The sequence below is a fragment of the Brenneria goodwinii genome (assembly GCF_002291445.1).
GTDB lineage: Bacteria > Pseudomonadota > Gammaproteobacteria > Enterobacterales > Enterobacteriaceae > Brenneria > Brenneria goodwinii.
The window spans coordinates 3,608,178-3,625,152 of the sequence record NZ_CP014137.1 but is presented as its reverse complement, the minus strand read 5'-3'; the positions used below and the strand labels follow the sequence as shown (position 1 = coordinate 3,625,152).

The following is a 16,975-nucleotide window of genomic DNA, read 5'->3' as shown; positions in this document are numbered from 1 at the left end:
GGCCGACTTCCTGCAGAACGCTGCCATCCTGGAAATCATCATGACACATTATTACAATTGATACTCATTCTCAAGTGCAAGTATTGAGAGCTGGTCTACGGGTTTTATGCATGATGCGCGGGGATGTGTCAGATGTTTTCGCTCGTTTAGTGCGGTGGCAGATTTTAACCGGGGGCGGCACTGACGATGGAAATCGACCTGAACATCCCGGTGCAGCGGGTCGTCCGGTGGTTGACCCCGGCGGCTTTTCGATTTTCGTGAAGAATGACGGGAAAATTATTTTCCATTCATTAATAATTAATATTATTTTATTGCTCATTAATGTAATGGTATGAATTTATTTCATGTTATTGTAATGGTAAAGCTATTATTTAAATGATTGAATGACGCCAGTTATATCTGGCATAATCGGCATGTTCTTGCATTCAGTATGTTATTTTTCTGACACTATAGTAAAAATAACAGCTTTAAATACAGCTTTAGATAAAATTATTGTTTTTAACAAAGGAGAGTTATATGGGAAACGTAATAAAGATGTGGTTGGACTTTGATGAAATGATTACGCCTAGGATCATCAAAGTTGTCTACTGGTTATTACTTGCCTTTACGGTTATTGGCGGCATTATCGGGGTGATTTCTAATCCTATTATTGGAATAATTGGTTTTATCTTCAGTGTCATCGGTTTACGCGTAGGTTGTGAGATGATTATCCTGATGTTTAATATTTATCGGCAGGTTAAAAAGATTGCCGATAACATTCCGGCCAAAGACGGAGCTGATTTAATCGATAAAGATTGATAAGTAAGTCATTGCCAAATAGGATTTGATGGTTAACAAGGCGGTTAATGATATGTTTTTTAAGTTAAAAATAACGGTCTTGGTTTCGAGTCTCTTAATTGCATTGACAGGATGTAACGATCCGAAGAAGGCAAATGAAGATAAATTCAAGGTTGCAGCACAACAATATCTTGATACGAAGTATGCTAATTGTTACAGCAAAGCAAACTTTCCAATGAAAACGGATGGGTTTTATTTTGATAACCTTCCAGGAATGCTTCATGTAATGGCAGAGAAAGGTCTCCTTTCCATATATGGTTACTGATGTTCCTGACTGGGCGAAAACACCAGAACTGCTGGAAATTAACAAACAGTTAAAGCAAGATCTGGCTTCAGAAAGTCAGCCGGTGAAAAGAACAGATGTATTTCTGCTGACGAATAAAGGCTGGATTCATGAGCGCTTATTCGGGAAGTGACGCCTGAAATCTTTCAAAAGTCGGAATGCCGATGACGGACGCATTGAGCGTCCGTTTTGGCTTTCAGGCAGCAGGCATCAGTGCGCGCCGCCGCCTCCGCTGCTGAACGGCGGACGGGCGAACCAGATTAATATCAGCAGTACCAGGAACGCCCCTCCGGATAACCAGAAGATCTCGTTGGCCGAAATAATCAGCCCCTGATTGGTGATCTCTCGCGCTATCCAGCCGGATGCCTGCTGGTGACTCATGCCCCTGCCTTCGAGTTGCTGATAGATTTGTGTCGCCGCCGGATTAAACGGCGTGATGTTTTCCGTTAGCTGTGCATGATGCAGCGACTCTCGGTTTGACCACATCGTCGTGGTAATCGACGTACCGATTGACCCCATCAGAATACGGATAAAGTTCGACAAACTGGATGCCCCCGCCATACGTTCCGGCGCTAACCCGGAAAAAATAATGGTGGTCAGCGGCATGAAGAAGCAACCCACGGCGAACCCCTGAATAAACTGCGGCCATGCGGAAGCGCCAAAATCCATCTCCGGTTCGAACGTATACGCACGCCAGAAGAAACAGTAGGCGTACATAATAAAGCTGAACGTCACCAGCTTGCGCATATCCAGACGGTGCGAAAAGCGGCCGATAACCGGTGATATCAGAATCGGCAATATCCCGACCGGCGCCGATGCCAGCCCCGCCCAAGTAGCGGTATAACCATAGACCACCTGCAATAGCTGCGGCAGCAATACAAGAGAGCTGACATAGAGCATGAAGGCCAGGCTGATACATAGCACGCCGATGGTAAAATTTCGCGATTTAAACAACGATAGATCGACTATCGGGTGGTCGTCCGTCAGTTCCCAGACCACAAGGAAGCAAAGCGCGACCACCGCCACGATTGCCAACACGATAATTTCGGTCGAGTTAAACCAGTCGAGCTCCTTACCCTGATCGAGCATCACCTGCAATGCGCCGATGCCCAGAACGAGAAGCATTAAGCCGACACAGTCGATCGGGCGGATCTGCGTCGCGGTTTCGCGGCCCTTCAACGTTTTCAGCGTCAGGAATACCACCGCAATGCCGATCGGCACGTTGATAAAGAAGATCCAGCCCCAGTGATAGTTATCACTGATGTATCCGCCGAGGATCGGCCCGCAAATCGGGGCGACGATCACCGTCATCGACCAGAGCGCAAGCGCGGTACTTCGCTTGGCCGGCGGATAGTTATTCAGCAACAGACTTTGCGACAGCGGGATCAGCGGACCCGCCACCACCCCCTGTACCACACGGAAGAAAATCAGCATTCCCAGGCTGCTGGACATACCACACAGCCAGGAGGCGACGGCAAACAGCCCGGTCGACCACAGGAATAGTTTGACCTCACCGATGCGTTTTGCCAGCCAACCGGTGATCGGGATCGAGATGGCGTTTGCCACCCCGAATGACGTGATGACCCAGGTGCCCTGAGAGTTCGAGGCGCCGAGATTCCCGGCAATGGTTGGGATCGCCACGTTGGCGATCGTCGAGTCCAGAACCTGCATAAAGGTGGCCATAGACAACGCCACCGTCATCCAAGCCAGCGGGGCACCTACCAGCGGTTTATTTGCCACAGAGGCCTCCAGAGATTTTAGCCTGCATTGGCATGAATAACGTCGGCAATGATGGCATTGACCGGCGCCAGGTCCAGCGTCAGAGCGGATGTCTGATACAGCGGTTCTGTACGGACGGTATTCGCCAGCACCAGACCATCCCGATTCTGGGTGTCGACTGTGACCAGCGCGGATAAACCGATGCGCAGCGGATGTTGCGCTACGTCCCGATCGTTTAACTCAATACGTACCGGCAGACGCTGAACCACTTTGATCCAGTTACCGGTGGCGTTCTGAGCAGGTAACAGTGAGAACGCACTGCCGGTGCCCATGTCCATACCGACCACTTTGCCGGAATATTTTACGTTATCGCCGTACATATCGCTGACGACGGTGACCCCCTGACCAATGCGTATATTTTCCAACTGCGTTTCTTTAAAGTTGGCATCAACCCAAATGTGATGGGCCGGTACAACGGCTATCAAAGAGGTGGACGGCGTGATCCGCTGCCCAATCTGTACGGCGCGGCGCGACACAAAGCCATCAATCGGACTGCGGATTTTGGTACGTTGCAGGGCGAGCCATGCATCACGAACCTGAGCGGCGGCCTGCAAAACCTGCGGCTGCTGAGCCACTGGCGTATTCAGCACCATCGCCTGATTGGCGTTGTATTGCTGAACGGCGACATCGTATTGCGCTTTAGCCGTTTCCACGGCATCACGGGCGTGTTGCAACTCTTCACGGCCAATCGCATCGACATTCCCCAGCGTAACGCGGCGTTTCAGGTCGGTTTGCGCCTGTTGCCATTGCGTCTGACGCAGCGCGATATTCGCCTGATACTGTTTGCCGGTAATGATCAACTGATGCGTTTGACGCACGCTGTTTGCCAGCGCCGTTTTAGCGCGCTCAAAAGCCTGTTCCGCATCGGTCGGATCGATAGACACCAGCACATCGCCTTTTTTCACCAAGTCGGTGCTGTCGAAGTTGACGTCGGTCACGCTGCCCGACACCTGAGCCATAATTTGAATCTGATTACCGGCGACATACGCATCATCAGTAGACTCGAAATGACGTAAAACCAGCAGCCAGTAAAATAGATAGGCGATGGCGATAATAATGAAAATCCCGGTTAACAAGAGCATCGCGATTTTCCGCGTTTTCTTTTTATTCTTCTGAGTTTGCTGTGTTGCCTGAGTGTCGGCATTTGCGCTCATGATCTTCTCCACATGTGTCTATTTATTATGATTTTTGCTCCGCTGTGGGGGCCTGATAGCCGCCCCCAAGCGCACGGATGAGACGGATTTTTGCCTGCATCAACTGACTGCCGGCGCGAAGTTGCGCCAGTTGTTGTTGCTGAAACGCTGACTGGCTGCTTAAGAGCTCATCCCTTCCGATGATGCCGGCGCGGTATCTTGCATCCGCAACGCGATACACCGCTTCAAGCGATTTCGCGGCAGAAGACGCCTGCTGCAATTGTTCGGCACCGCTTTTCGACAGGGTGATGGCATCCGCGGTTTGCCGGATGGCGTTCAGGATGGTCTGGTTATACGACTCGACGGCCTGGTCAAATAACGCGGACTCTTCGCCCAGTTTGGCGCGCAAAGCTCCCGCGTGGAAAATCGGCAGCGAAATGGCCGGCGTGATGTTCCAGGCTTTACTGGCGGCTTCCAGAAGATTCGGGCTGACGCCTCCGTAGTGGGTGGTCGTCAGACCACCAAAGGCGCTGATAGAAAGGCTTGGATAAAACGCTTTTTTCGCTGCGCTGACACGCTGGGAATAGGATTCCACCAGATCGCGCTGTGCGGTAATGTCAGGACGTTTGCCCAGTAAATCCAGCGTCAATTCGCCTTGCGGTGACAGCGCGTCGGGCGAGGGCAGCGTAACGGCGTGCAGCCCGCTCATCGCATCCGGGCCGCGTCCGGCCAGTGCGGAAAGCTGATGTCTCAGTTGTTCGGTCTGTGACGACAGCACGATGATCTGCTGTTTGGCGCTGTCGGCCTGAGCCCGCGTTTGTTGTGGGATTTCAATACCGTACACACCGGCTTGATACTGCGCTTTACGCAAATCCACCAGGCGCTGATGGTTATCCACTTCCTGTTGCAGGACGTCCTGCAAAGCCAGATTAGCCTGCAACTGATAATAGGCTGACGCCATCGAACAAGTTAGCGTCAGCGCGGCTTCCGCCTGTTCGGCACGGGTGGAATCCACCCGTGCTTGCGCGGCATTCACCTGATTGCGGTATTTACCCCACCAGTCAAATTCATAGCTCAGATTCAGCCCGAGGCTGTTGCTGTTGTCGTAAATCGGCGCTTCGGGATAGCGGGTCAGGAACGGCGGGATCGTGTTTTTCGCCACACGTTCACGTCGCATTGAACCGTTCAAATCCAGATAAGGGCCGTTGGCCGCATCGGCCTCTCCCATCACGCTCTGCGCTTCACGCACGCGGGCTGCTGCCTGGCGTAACGATGGCGAGTTTTGCAACGTGGTGGTCATCAGATTGTCGAGCTGCGGGTCATTAAGAGTGCGCCACCACTGTGGACCGAGGGTCAGAGAACGGGCTTTTGCCTGCTGCAGATGAAGCTGTCGCGTATCAAGCAGCGACGATTGAGGCGCAATATGATTATTGGAGGCGCAGCCGGCCAAAATTAAAACGGCAAACAGCGGCGTAAGCCTCCAGCAAGTTTGGAGTGGCATAGGGGTTACCTGAAAGAAGATTAAAGAATTTACGTGATGCCGCGGGGTCCTATCGCGTCATGGCCTCTGAAATGACCGACCGTATCCGCAAATGACAATGCTGATCTTCATATCTCAATTCCTTCATCATCAAAAACAACTACAACGTTGGAGTTTAATTTAATGCTGTTTTCAATAAATGACAACTACCTTTTCCTGCAATGACCATAAATAAAGTGTGCGGATCCGGCCTGAAAGCTATTCATTTAGCGATGCAGTCCATCAAAAACCGGGATGCGGATCTTGGCATTGCCGGTGGTCAAGAGAACATGAGTCTGGCTCCTGACCTGATGCCTGAGTGGTACTGATACAACGTTGAAGCGCCAACCAGACAAACAAGCAGGAGCGACGCTGAAGATGAGAAAAACATGCACACCTCACGGTAAGTTCATCGTGTGCCTAGAATGAGGAATCAGGGGAATCGGTCAGCTATAAACCCTTTCTGGCATTGTGAAAATTAAACGTCGCCAATAAAAAAAGCAACTGATGCGCTGGGCTTGCATGAATACCCGGATGGAACAGGTGAGAGAACGAAAAATAGCCATCGATAATAAAACGATGGCTATTGAACATTAATTTAATGTGTCGATGATTTCTACAATCTATTATAGACTTTCTTTTTTTCCGGCTATTAAATCTTCTTTGTCTTTATTTAGTAAATTACACATATTGATGTCTTTATCCAGGCAGATAACGGATTTTTCATTCTGGCTGTAACTCTTCCATACGGGTAAACCGTGACCATTGGGGTTGCCGCTGGTTGCAAAATTGACCCAATAGGAGGACATCACGTTTCCCAGAGCTTTATCGGTAGCATCCCATTTTCGATTGAGTTTCGACTGATTGTTCAAAACATAAGGTAATTCGCTTGAATGGAATACGCCAAAGTTTGGATGTTCCTGCCAGGGAATCGCTTTGCCAAAAAAGTATAAATAATTTGGCTGATTGCCATAATGGATCCTAAGGTGAGCCATCCATTTCATTGCGTAAAGACGTTCATCCCGCAGAATATCTTTTTGGACGACAGCAACATCATGGCTATCATCCGCCTTGTATAAGGCATGAAATGTATTCAGGTGTTCGCCATAGTATTTTTTAGCATAAGAATCGAGATCGTTTACATTCCATTTGCCATAATCTGACTCACTTCCTCTCTCATCTTTATTCATGCCAGCCAGGACAGGGACATCATTCTGTCTGTTTTTTTTGTAAATTTCGGCTATTTGCATCGGCAATAATGCGCCATCAATGACTGCGCCCTTTATTGGCGTATTGATCGCGAATTTTTCAACCAACTGATTAGCCGGCGCGTTCCTCAGATCGCTTAAGGATGAATAGCCGTTGGATTTAGCCCATTGAGAAACCTTTCTTTCCGCATCGGCTAAAGGAATGCCCAGGCTCTCAGCCGGGCGGATGCCATAGTTAGAGATGGTGCTGCCAGGGGCGCTTTCCATGATGGCCTTATTATACAAACCGCGAGCTAAAGGCGATGCATTTAAAACAACAATCGAATTAGCCCCCGCGGATTGCCCCATAATCGTAATATTATTACTATCGCCGCCGAATTTATCGATATTGTCTTTTATCCAATGAAGCGCCGCTATTTGATCATAAAGCGCGTAGTTACCGGAGCTGCCTGATTCTTTCGTCAGTTCTTCAAGAGTAAGGAAACCGAAGACGCCTAACCGATAATTAATGTTCACAAAAATCACATTTTTTCGCGCAAGATTCTCACCGTCATAGATTGGCACACTGCCCGAACCTTCAACAAATCCGCCGCCGTGAATGAATACGATAACGGGCAGTTTATCTTTATCGGATTGAGCTGGACTCCAAATATTGAGGTATAGACAATCTTCACTCATCGGACCCTGATGTAAAAATTCAGATGTCCAGGGAAGTTTGTCGCCTGTCACCACTTTTTGCATACAGCCTGCGGCAAAAGTGTCCGTCTTTTTAACACCGCTCCATTTGTTTACAGGTTGTGGTTTTTTCCACCTTAATTCACCTACGGGCGGCGCCGCATAAGGAATGCCCTGAAATATAGACAGCTGCTTATCAGCGGATAGCTTACCTTCTATCATGCCGCCGGTTACGTTAATTGGTCCCTGGATAGCGCCTACGGCGCCAATTGAATATAAAGAAAAAGTAAGTAATAACCCTTGATACGTTTTTTTCATGATCATCAGCACTGTTAATAAACACCCAGTATTTATTTCACTTGTCAAAATAAATATCCGTGATCTGATCCACACTTTGCCGTTCTGTATTAAGTATGTTGCCGGTGCGTCCTGAAGGCCGATTTGCTGGAGAAAGTTCTACCGTGCTGTATTTGTGGCGGGGGGTAGGTTTGAACTGTAAGTATCCCGGCAAACAGGACCATTCACTTTTGGAGCTCTTGTTGCCTACTACTTATATTTAAGCATAAGGGACGCTATGCATTAGGCTTGATATGAAAGCATTAAATCTCTTTCAAATCTTCCAAAACATAAGATTAATAGCATCCTTGATCTCATTGGCTGAGTCGCTTAGATCTGCGATCATTTCGCCAATGACTTCAACGGGAACGCTCGATAGTTCCGTGGTCATCAGCCGATAATTTTCGCCATTGATACGGATCTGAGGGAACAGCGTTTTATTCACTTTCTCAGACAGGTGATGCGCTTCTATGTCAAGACAACAATATACCCCGGAGTTCAAGTGCAGAGCCGTTGCATCGCTGCTCGAAAGCGGCGAATCAGGTTGGTTATAAAGTGACGATCAATAGCCGGCATGATTATCCGGTCGTGCCCAATTTGCTGAACCGGGCGTTTAACCTGTCAGCGACGAATATCGCGTGGGCTTCGGATTCGCACGGAAGAAGGCTGGCTCTATCTGGCGACGGTGATTGATGCACTGGAGATGGAGATAAAACAGCGCGGACTGACAGGGAAGGTTATTGTGCATTCGGACAGAAGGAGCCAGTACGCCAGCCATCGGTATCAGGAGGTATTGAAAAACGATAGCTTACTCTGCTCAATGAGCGGGAAAGGCTGCTGTTATGATAATGCAGTAATGGAAAGCTTCTACCACACGTTGAAAACGGAACTATGCAGGGTAAAGCATTTAGCAGCAGAGAGCAGGCGATGAACGCCCTGTTTGATTATATTGAGGTATTTTACAATCGCCGTCGCAGGCACTCAACGTTGGGTTATCAAACGCCGGTGGATTATGAAATGGCGGCGTAATTAGGTGGGAATAATTTCAGGGACAGATCAAAAGCATTGGTCGTCGTATTTATCCCTGGGCAATGTTATTAATATTGAATGACTTTTTGGAATGGACAAGCATCGTACTACTCGATATTCATACATTTTAAGGGCACATTGCTACAGCAATAAAGCTAAAAATTTCATTTTAGCTGAACAATCTAATCTTTGATGGTGATTATAATATGTACAACATAGATAAGAAGATAAAACCGCCTAAATCAATTTATAGTCATTATGTATTGTTTGTTTTTTTGACCTTGTCTTTATTGTGCCCTCCCGACTCTAAAATTCTACCATTATTTATCTTAATAATTACACTGATAATTATTTCAATGTTTATGTTCCCTCGGTTCTGGATAATAAGCAATGTATCTGGGGCTGGTACGAGTAGAAGAAAAAGAACGAGAAAATTGAGTAGATATCATAAATCTCTTGTTTCGATGTATATATCCGGAGTGTTAATGCTGTCCTTCTTATTTCTCATGGAAGTGGTAGGTTGTTATGATATTGCAATTTCATTTCTTGTTTTTTCAATTTCTGTAATGTTTCTTTCAGCTTACTTTTATATATCTAACTCGAATGGGTATTTCGAAAAAGATAAGGGAAGAATCATTTGGGTGGCTCGACTTATCTCAGTTTTTATCGCCTATTGTATACTTTCTTGGGCGAGAAATAACACAATGAATTATATGGATTTGACTTATAGTGACGCTTCGTCTCGAACTATAATATATGCTTATTTTATTATTTTAATGATTATTGTGTCCTTTCTTTTTTCTGGTTTTATTTATATTTTTATAACTTTATTTGAAAATAAAGTGATTGAGAAGGAATTTAATGTAACCGGTGGTAAGAAAACCGTTAAGCTATGTATAAAATACGATTCAATACCTGTTGCTATTCCTTTAGTCTTATTGATTATCACTATTGGCGCTTGTTATTTTAAATATCATGTAGTTGTTGATACCTATGTCATTAGGCAATCTATAGAATTTGATTCTTCAGAGGGGTTCTATTGCGGTGGCGGATATAAAACATTTGGCAGTGACAAAGATGCAAGGTTTATTAAAGTCTCGGATGAGGATTACAGGGCATTTATTTTTGATGGCTACAATATAAGTTCATATCGCTTGTCATGCTTGGACTCATATCCTTATTATAAAATGATCTATATTTTAAGTAAGGCTGAAAGTATAAGGATACAAATGAAGCTTGATGAGCTTAATGATGATTTAAATCATATTATTAAAGTGAAAAGATGAATATTCATCCACCATATCTATGGCTGATGTATAACTGATGGCTGATGCATAACTGGCGTAGTCAGGCAAAAGTAGAGGGGAAACCAGTGCCGGGTGCAGACAAAAACAGCGAACAGTGGCCGCCTGGCCGTGATTATCGAGACCGACACACTCAGTGAGGCCGATATTGTGGCGTACTGCCGTGAAAAAGGTCTATATCCAGAGCAAATCACCCAGTGGAAACAGACTTTTCTTCAGGTGCCTTCAGTGGATGACCGGGTTGCGTTGAAACAAAGCTAGAAAGAGATCAAGCAACTTAAACGTGAGCTGGTCCGTAAGGAAAAATCGCAGGCGGAGGCGGCAGCGATACTGGTGCTGCGAAAGCGGTTGCGGGATTACTACGGGGAAACGGACGTGGACGACTGACGCCGATCACCGAACGCGGGACGCTTATTACGCGCCGCGTCGCCCTTTTCGCGGGCTTCCGACAGCGTAGTCTGAGGGTAAGGACCAAAGGCCAGACGGTTTTCCTTACCGCCGAGGCGATAGCGGAAATACCATAACTTAGCGCCGCTGGCGGATACCGTCAGGTACAGACCTTGCGAATCGGTAAGTTTGTAGGATTTTGCGAGAGGTTTGGCTGCGCGGATTTTACTGTCATTCAGGGCCATGTGAGGGTCTCCTTCGTTCATCGAACTGAACGACCCGCAATCTGACCCCAATTTTTCCGGATACGAAGGGATAAATCAAAACGCATCGGAAAAGATTTTCACGCCAACTGATTGAATTAAATACATATAGTGATTTATAAGGAAGCATAAAAAAGGAAAGGTGCGGACTCGGGAACATATTCACGATTAACATCCTGTTTATTATTGGTTTAATTGCGAAATTATTGAAACAGAGCCCCCACTAAAGCCCCCATAAAAAATCGCTTTGTTTTTGTGATGGTTATCACGATGAATCGGTGTGTTGGCGGTGAACCGTTTCGTTATGTGCGGAGTTAGGTCCACACATAACGGCCTTAAGTCCACATATCGTGGTGCTAAACGAAGGGACGACATGTGAATTAGGTGTTTTTGAGATAATTCATTGAAATGGATATATTTAATTTATTGATTTAACTTGTAATTTTATTGTTTTTTTTGAGATGTCGGCAGAGTTCGGTTGAGATAATTAAACATCATGGCTCAATCTAGTCCCTCTGAACCCTGATCAAAAGCACTGTTCTAGAATCCTCTCAAGCTTGTTCACCGCCGCTGTAAATTTAGCCGCATTTTTAGCGTTCAGCGCCGCTAAGTTACGCTGTTTCCAGCGAATGGCCGGGAGATGCTGAATATCAGGATAACGATACAGCGACCAGTCAGGGTGATTCTGTTTATAACTGAGTAAGAACTGACGATCCCGAGCGGTAAAATGAGATTTCAACGCCTGCGGCAGTAGAGTCGTTACTGATAAAAGCGATTCCAGAGAAGTCTCTTGCTGCGTCATTCCTGAAAATTCCTGCTGGTACAGCGTGGCGATCCGCGCCGTGTCCCAGTTTGGGGCCAGCAGTTCGGCTATGGGGCGAGGATGCCCTGCCAGATAACAAAGAAAACCGTCAAAGATCTCGCGTGTCAGGCCCGGTTTCTCCAGCATATTTAGTACGTCAAACAGATCGCGCGGATGCTGACGATCGAGTGCGGCGCAGATTTTTCCGCCGTAAAGATCCGCCAGTGAGACGACATTCATGGTGGTAAAACCGTATTCCATTTCCACCTGCTCGCATACTGGCATCTCTGTTGGTGGCAACAGCAATCCACGCCAGACCGGGCTGACTTCAATCTTTATCTGCGCATCAATGGTATTAACGATGATGCGCTTTTCATCGGCTTTATTCTCCTGCCGAATAGCTGTGATCCCCGCTCTGCCGTTCAGCGATTCCGTAATACGCATTAAGGCGTCATTGATGGCCGACAGATCGGTATCGCGGTCCATGAAGGTTTTATAAACCAGATCGATATCTACCGATAGACGAGGGAAATTCTGCACAAATAAATTAATTGCCGTACCGCCTTTCAGCGCGAAACAGGACTCTCTCGCTACATGCGGCAGAGCCGTCATCAACAGCTTGACCTGTCGGGCGTAAATATCACGCTGATCCATCTTCGACTCCTTCTGGTTTAAATTCCTTGGGGACAGTGATCTGATAATCCGGTTCCAGCCAGCCGCCAGAGACGATTTGCCGCTTTCCTGCACCTGTTTCTATGCGGTGTTGATCGAGATACTGAAAATAAGGATGTCCGTTGCGTTGCGCGAGATAGAGCACCACCCGATTGGTTTTAATCGAATGACTGGCGCAGAGCAGCGCCTGTAATTTACGAGGGCTGAGAAGGTTCAGCCCTTGAAACAGAGTGTCGGCATGTTCAAACGAGATCTGTGCGGGAACGCCGCTGGCGATTTCATACGCGGCAAGTTCCGGGCAACTGCCCATTAATCTCCGATCGCCGATTTTCAGTTCTGTAGTGAATGGTGTTACATCAGCGGACAGGCCCGACGTATATAGCGTGACAAAGGTGGCGGATTGTTTAAAGGTGGCGAACCATCCCGGTAGCTTGACGTAAGCCGGGAGCGTGAGCCAGACCTGCGGCCTGCCCGGTTCGGTATAGTGAGCATGGCCCTGTAGCGCAAGACTGGTCAGCCCTGCCACCCGCACCGGTTTTTCCCACTGCGTTTGCAGGCAAGAAACCGCATCGACCCAGTCTGGTTCACGGCCCGTCCGACAGTAAACGCCATGCGCGATCCGCCTGAGCCAGTCGTTCTGTACATAGCGGTAAGAGAGCTTACGGTCTATGCCGTTGCAGGTAAGCCATGACTGGAGAAGCACCTGACCGGGTAAGGTGTTTTGCATCAACCAGTTTAGATAGTTTGCCAAATGTCGCCTCTTGATCGACAAAAAAACAAATGATTAAACCAATATATTACGTGACTGTGTACAGGACAATGTTTGGTTTAATTATTTTCGTAAAAGTCGATTAAAGAGCGACATTAAAGATAAAATATAAACGAATGTTCTATGTGGCAGGAGGATACCCGATTAATGAAATATCATATTGCCAGTTTGACACGGTTAACTGGCAGTGTGGCGTCTATCTCTTCAGACCAAGCAGGAACAACCACCGTTACTTGTCTGTAGTGCTGATCATTATGCATAAATACTTCCTGAACTTGAATAATGATCCATCACTGATGTATAGAGCAAAGGGGGAGTGATGCGCTACTTATTCCACAACGCCTTATGTACTTTTCCGGTCTGGTGATACTCAGCCACCAGATCGATAAACTCTTTAAAGTCTCTATTCTCTTCCACCAGCCGGTTAACAGATTGCCAGTCGATGCTGGTCCGCTCGCGCGCCGGGATCAGCGTCTGGCTATTGCCCGGATCCTGTGGGTTAAGCAGGATCACCCCAATGCCGTGCAGCGCGCACAGCATCTGAAGCTCTCGCTCAACGCCGCGCTGCTTATCTTCGTTAATCTCGGTGGCGACCAGATAGCCAAAGTGCGCCCAGCTTGAATTGCTCACTGCCTGAAAGAAACATTCGCGCACGTTGCTACGGTTAAGCTGTCGTTTTACTTCAAATGACCACAGGCGGGTTAAACGCCCTTCACTATGGCGGACACAGTTTTGCACCACCGTATCCCAGCCCTTATCAAGAGGCTGCAACGCAACAATATCGGGATAAAGCCAGTGGTTGGCCCCTAAGCCTTTGTTGTTGCTTGAGCGCTTCTCATCGATACGGCGGCAGAGTATATCCTCTTCTTCAGAGAGATACTCAATCAGCAACGGATAAAGCGCATGTTCAGATAAACTCACCGTTTCCGCCGAAGGTACCGGGGTGATATCAGAAGGCAATTGCACCTGAGCGCCGTCCGCAGGCTCGCCTCCCCAATAAAACAGCCTCGGTCGGGGCTTATCACGCGTCATCACTAACGGGCACATGGCTTTTGCCTTAACGGTGCGGCTACCGCCTACCTCTGCCGTTATCTGGCTCAAAAAAGCGTCATCGCTGGCAAAACGCGGATTCTTACGTTTTTCAGCCAACTCATCCGCATAGGTTTCGATGATTTTTTGCGCCAATTGACGAGCAGTAAATTGCTCATCAGGATTCGCCTGTAACACGTTGATAATCATTTGGGGACGACTGGTCATAGGCTTACCTGTGAAATCCATACCCAACGCTTGTCGCGTTGATGTCTTTGGTTAATAACTCCTGTAAAGGCACACAGTTTACCGTTACAGGGTAGAAGAACCAAGATCGGTGTCATCTTGCATAACATTTCTGAAATGATGGTTGAATCTCACTTATCATTGCGAGAACGATCGCAATAACTTCAACTAGTTAACAACACTCTACATGATATTACGAAAAACACGATAACCCCCTTGCCGTTCATTCCCTGTCGCGGTATCTTTTACCCGCACCTGCAAAATCAGGCGCCGGGATTGGTCTCCTGAGTATATTCCTTACTGGCGACATATGGCGCGCTTTGCGTCTTTTTTATGTCGTTCATCCGGCTGCATCTCAATGGTGGGCCGGACGGAGGCGTCGCAAGACGCGCCGGTGTCCAGTAAGGCCGGTAAGACCAACTCCGTCCGGTTCCACCACCCGCAAGATTGGTCTCTTCGGTGGTGGTTCAAACAATCACTTACTGGAGGCTGCCACTATGGCTACGATCCCCACTCAAACTCACCCGTTACTTACCGTTCCTTTCAGCGCCGCCACGGATTTCACTGTACTGGCCGACCACTGCGAAAACTTCGCCGAAACCCTGATTGAAAGCGACGATCCGGCGCTGAGGCTGGCGCTCTGCGGACGGCTTGCCGCCGGTCTTGCGCTGCTGAGGCCTACGTTGAACGAGCCCGTTCCGCGCCATCTTCTCGAAAGTCTCACCGTTGATACTCTTCCCGCCGTCTCTCCCTATTTTGATCCCGATTCTGAACTGCTTTGTGACTATTGCCTTACGTTGGCGCAGTTTTTGGTAGGGCGGGCGCTGCCGCCGGAAGCGGAACGGACGCTAACCGGATTGCTGGCTGAACTGGTCTGGTACTTTGCCGCTGAACTGAAAGCCCCGCGCTGGATACGTACCGCCGACGGTGTGAAATGTATTAATGAGGAGGCGGCATGAATCAACAGGACTGGCATCCTGCTATAGGCGCTCTTTAGAGCGACGACAAGGGAATCGCCGATGAAAGGGAAACATGCAGTTTCTGAGCGCACAGTTCAATAGAAAGTCCGCATTCCAGAAAGCAAAAAACCAGCCGTCAGGCTGGTTTCAGATTGCTGACGAACCCCACATTTTCCGTGGGGTTCTTGTTTTATAAGCGACCGTAGGTCGCGAGCGCGATATTTTTTGCCTTCAGCCCATCACCGCGTTTAGTGTCATCATCCGCTTCTTATTGCGCCTTATCAGGCTGCATTCAGCCAGTAACAGCAGACAAAACAGCGCCAGCAGCGCCATCTTCTTCATATTTTGCGCCGTGGCCGCCAGCAGGCATTGCATCTGCACTTTCATCAGACCGCGGAACCGCGCATAGCGATGACCATGATGTTATTTCGCATCCGCGAAGCTACGCTCCACCGTTTCCTTTCGCCGCGCATATATCTTTTTGTCCCCATTCGTCAGCCGCAGCGCATTCGCTTTCTCCTTTGCCTCTTCCCACACATGTCGGGTAAGGGTTTTCTCTCCCTTTTTGTTTTTCGTACAGTTATCTCGTAACGGGCATTCGACACAGAAGCGGGCATCCGAACGGTAGTGCCGGTAGCCGTTACGGTCTGTCGTACCGTACGTCAGTAACCTTTCCGCCGGACAGATATACACATCCCGCTCCGGGTCATAGGTAAAGTGTTTTTTCTGATAGGCATTCTTTCCCTTGTTCGGCCTGCGGTAACCCGGCACCAGCGCCACGCCCATCTCCTGTGTCAGATGACACACCGCCGCCGTAAAGTACCCCGCGTCCACCCCCGCCGCCACCGGCTCCAGCCCGAAGCGTTGTATCTGCCGCTCAAGTCGGCCGATATACGGTTGGCTGTCATGCACGTTGCCCGGCGTGACATGGGTATCCATGATGATGCCGTGTTTCCCGTCCACCGTGCGGTGGTCCAGATAGAAGAAGCCCCGTGGCTTGTTGTCCCGGTGCATGAAGCCGCTTTCCGGGTCGGTGGTGCTGACCTTGGTGTTCTTAACGGCGGCTTCGCTTTCTGGCTTGCTTTTTACGGCGGGCAGCGGCTTTTTTTCGTGTTGCTTCCGGTCGGCCTCCACTGCAGCGTTAAGCTGTTCCAGATACTCGCTCACCCCTTCCGGGCGCCGTTCGTTCACCGCCTTGCGCGGGTTGGCGTCGGCTTTCAGGTGCGTACTGTCGGTATACAGTACCCGACCGTTGGCCATTCCGTTTGCCAGCGCCTGCTCGACGATATGGTCAAAAATCTGCTGGAAGACCTCGCTGTCGTTAAAGCGGCGGAGGCGGTTCTGGCTGAGGGTGGAGGCGTCAGGTACTTTCTCGGTCAGGCCCATGCGCAGGAACCAGCGGTAGGCGTTATTGACCTGGATTTCTTTCACCAGACGGCGCTCGGAAGGGATACCGAAGAGGTAGCCGAGCAGCATCATTTTAATCAGGCGCACCGGGTCGATGGCGGGACGACCATTATTGGGGCAATAGAGGTGGGCAACGGTGTCGCGGATAAATTCAAAGTCGATGGCGGCATCAATTTTGCGCACCAGGTGGTCTTCAGGCACCAGTTCTTCGAGGGTAACCATTTCAAACTGGTATTGCTGTGGGGCGGGTTCTCTGAGCATGGCGGTCAGTCCGTTTTTTGCACTGACCTTATTAGATCAAAGTCCTGGCCGGCAGGCCAGGACTTTGTCATCAGTCT

General features: G+C 48.6%; 14 protein-coding genes and 5 pseudogenes. 9 read left to right on the top strand and 10 right to left on the bottom strand.

Annotated features, from left to right (window positions below):
* Positions 1-85 precede the first annotated feature (85 nt).
* The 4 genes and pseudogenes from ACN28R_RS16120 to ACN28R_RS16105 form a co-directional block, all read left to right on the top strand.
* A pseudogene (locus tag ACN28R_RS16120) lies at positions 86-234 on the top strand (IS3 family transposase); the annotation flags it as partial.
* A gap of 282 nt (positions 235-516) precedes the next feature.
* Positions 517-798 carry a DUF4282 domain-containing protein gene (locus ACN28R_RS16115; protein ID WP_048636355.1) on the top strand — a complete coding sequence of 94 codons (282 nt, stop codon included), beginning with the start codon at positions 517-519 and terminating at the stop codon, positions 796-798.
* A gap of 28 nt (positions 799-826) precedes the next feature.
* Positions 827-1,102: a hypothetical protein gene (locus ACN28R_RS16110; protein ID WP_048636354.1), complete on the top strand. Its 276-nt coding sequence runs from the start codon at positions 827-829 to the stop codon at positions 1,100-1,102.
* Positions 1,092-1,253, top strand: a complete 162-nt coding sequence (locus tag ACN28R_RS16105) for a hypothetical protein (protein ID WP_183096833.1) — start codon at positions 1,092-1,094, stop codon at positions 1,251-1,253. Before ACN28R_RS16110 ends, ACN28R_RS16105 begins: the two co-directional genes overlap by 11 nt.
* Before the next feature lie 77 nt (positions 1,254-1,330).
* Here ACN28R_RS16105 and emrB read toward each other — a convergent pair whose 3' ends face one another.
* Genes emrB through ACN28R_RS16090 form a run of 3 tightly spaced genes read right to left on the bottom strand, consistent with a single transcriptional unit; the run spans position 1,331 to position 5,533 of the window.
* A complete protein-coding gene (gene emrB, locus ACN28R_RS16100; protein WP_072065809.1) occupies positions 1,331-2,860 on the bottom strand; it encodes a multidrug efflux MFS transporter permease subunit EmrB in 1,530 nt (509 codons plus the stop codon).
* Between the two features lie 17 nt (positions 2,861-2,877).
* Positions 2,878-4,053 (bottom strand): multidrug efflux MFS transporter periplasmic adaptor subunit EmrA, encoded by a 1,176-nt coding sequence (gene emrA / locus ACN28R_RS16095; protein ID WP_095834933.1) that lies wholly within the window; start codon positions 4,051-4,053, stop codon positions 2,878-2,880.
* Positions 4,054-4,078: 25 nt separating this feature from the next.
* Positions 4,079-5,533 carry an efflux transporter outer membrane subunit gene (locus ACN28R_RS16090; RefSeq protein WP_095834932.1) on the bottom strand — a complete coding sequence of 485 codons (1,455 nt, stop codon included), beginning with the start codon at positions 5,531-5,533 and terminating at the stop codon, positions 4,079-4,081.
* Positions 5,534-5,730: 197 nt separating this feature from the next.
* On the opposite strand from ACN28R_RS16090, the pseudogene ACN28R_RS16085 reads away from it, so the two are divergent.
* Positions 5,731-5,868: pseudogene (locus tag ACN28R_RS16085) on the top strand (thiolase family protein); the annotation flags it as partial.
* Positions 5,869-6,177: 309 nt separating this feature from the next.
* On the opposite strand, the gene ACN28R_RS16080 reads toward ACN28R_RS16085, so the two are convergent.
* Both ACN28R_RS16080 and ACN28R_RS16075 read right to left on the bottom strand, forming a co-directional pair.
* Positions 6,178-7,800: a carboxylesterase/lipase family protein gene (locus ACN28R_RS16080; RefSeq protein WP_145957976.1), complete on the bottom strand. Its 1,623-nt coding sequence runs from the start codon at positions 7,798-7,800 to the stop codon at positions 6,178-6,180.
* A 244-nt stretch (positions 7,801-8,044) separates the two neighbouring features.
* Positions 8,045-8,242: pseudogene (locus ACN28R_RS16075) on the bottom strand (CcdB family protein); the annotation flags it as partial.
* A 419-nt stretch (positions 8,243-8,661) separates the two neighbouring features.
* On the opposite strand from ACN28R_RS16075, the gene ACN28R_RS16070 reads away from it, so the two are divergent.
* The 3 genes from ACN28R_RS16070 to ACN28R_RS16060 all read left to right on the top strand — a co-directional run bounded on the left by ACN28R_RS16070 (position 8,662) and on the right by ACN28R_RS16060 (position 10,364).
* On the top strand, positions 8,662-8,799 hold the full coding sequence (locus ACN28R_RS16070) for an IS3 family transposase (RefSeq protein ID WP_082152978.1): 138 nt from the start codon (positions 8,662-8,664) through the stop codon (positions 8,797-8,799).
* A 485-nt stretch (positions 8,800-9,284) separates the two neighbouring features.
* Positions 9,285-10,085 (top strand): hypothetical protein, encoded by an 801-nt coding sequence (locus tag ACN28R_RS16065; RefSeq protein ID WP_231604067.1) that lies wholly within the window; start codon positions 9,285-9,287, stop codon positions 10,083-10,085.
* Positions 10,086-10,178: 93 nt separating this feature from the next.
* The gene (locus ACN28R_RS16060) at positions 10,179-10,364 is read left to right on the top strand and encodes a hypothetical protein (RefSeq protein WP_183096835.1); all 186 of its coding nucleotides are present in this window, start codon (positions 10,179-10,181) and stop codon (positions 10,362-10,364) included.
* A 155-nt stretch (positions 10,365-10,519) separates the two neighbouring features.
* Here ACN28R_RS16060 and ACN28R_RS16055 read toward each other — a convergent pair.
* From ACN28R_RS16055 to ACN28R_RS16040, 4 genes and pseudogenes are all read right to left on the bottom strand, one after another.
* A pseudogene (locus ACN28R_RS16055) lies at positions 10,520-10,735 on the bottom strand (Arm DNA-binding domain-containing protein); the annotation flags it as partial.
* A 544-nt stretch (positions 10,736-11,279) separates the two neighbouring features.
* Positions 11,280-12,209, bottom strand: coding sequence for a nucleotidyl transferase AbiEii/AbiGii toxin family protein (locus ACN28R_RS16050; RefSeq protein ID WP_095834928.1), 930 nt, complete (start codon positions 12,207-12,209; stop codon positions 11,280-11,282).
* Positions 12,196-12,978 carry a type IV toxin-antitoxin system AbiEi family antitoxin domain-containing protein gene (locus ACN28R_RS16045; protein ID WP_095834927.1) on the bottom strand — a complete coding sequence of 261 codons (783 nt, stop codon included), beginning with the start codon at positions 12,976-12,978 and terminating at the stop codon, positions 12,196-12,198. Before ACN28R_RS16045 ends, ACN28R_RS16050 begins: the two co-directional genes overlap by 14 nt.
* Before the next feature lie 342 nt (positions 12,979-13,320).
* On the bottom strand, positions 13,321-14,253 hold the full coding sequence (locus tag ACN28R_RS16040; protein ID WP_095834926.1) for a COG2958 family protein: 933 nt from the start codon (positions 14,251-14,253) through the stop codon (positions 13,321-13,323).
* 515 nt (positions 14,254-14,768) lie between these two features.
* Here ACN28R_RS16040 and ACN28R_RS16035 point away from each other — a divergent pair.
* Complete coding sequence (locus ACN28R_RS16035; RefSeq protein ID WP_095834924.1) at positions 14,769-15,230, top strand: hypothetical protein; 462 nt, start codon at positions 14,769-14,771, stop codon at positions 15,228-15,230.
* Positions 15,231-15,420: 190 nt separating this feature from the next.
* Here the strand turns inward: ACN28R_RS16035 and ACN28R_RS16030 are convergent.
* Positions 15,421-16,898, bottom strand: a pseudogene (locus ACN28R_RS16030) (IS1182 family transposase).
* Between the last annotated feature and the right edge of the window lie 77 nt (positions 16,899-16,975).

What these genes read in the sequence shown, in the direction of transcription:
- ACN28R_RS16115 (WP_048636355.1), top strand. Translation starts at nt 517, where the DNA reads ATGGGAAACGTAATAAAGATGTGGTTGGACTTTGATGAAATGATTACG.
- ACN28R_RS16110 (WP_048636354.1), top strand. Translation starts at nt 827, where the DNA reads ATGGTTAACAAGGCGGTTAATGATATGTTTTTTAAGTTAAAAATAACG.
- ACN28R_RS16105 (WP_183096833.1), top strand. Translation starts at nt 1,092, where the DNA reads ATGGTTACTGATGTTCCTGACTGGGCGAAAACACCAGAACTGCTGGAA.
- emrA (WP_095834933.1), bottom strand. Translation starts at nt 4,053, where the DNA reads ATGAGCGCAAATGCCGACACTCAGGCAACACAGCAAACTCAGAAGAAT.
- ACN28R_RS16090 (WP_095834932.1), bottom strand. Translation starts at nt 5,533, where the DNA reads ATGCCACTCCAAACTTGCTGGAGGCTTACGCCGCTGTTTGCCGTTTTA.
- ACN28R_RS16070 (WP_082152978.1), top strand. Translation starts at nt 8,662, where the DNA reads ATGCAGGGTAAAGCATTTAGCAGCAGAGAGCAGGCGATGAACGCCCTG.
- ACN28R_RS16065 (WP_231604067.1), top strand. Translation starts at nt 9,285, where the DNA reads ATGCTGTCCTTCTTATTTCTCATGGAAGTGGTAGGTTGTTATGATATT.
- ACN28R_RS16050 (WP_095834928.1), bottom strand. Translation starts at nt 12,209, where the DNA reads ATGGATCAGCGTGATATTTACGCCCGACAGGTCAAGCTGTTGATGACG.
- ACN28R_RS16040 (WP_095834926.1), bottom strand. Translation starts at nt 14,253, where the DNA reads ATGACCAGTCGTCCCCAAATGATTATCAACGTGTTACAGGCGAATCCT.
- ACN28R_RS16035 (WP_095834924.1), top strand. Translation starts at nt 14,769, where the DNA reads ATGGCTACGATCCCCACTCAAACTCACCCGTTACTTACCGTTCCTTTC.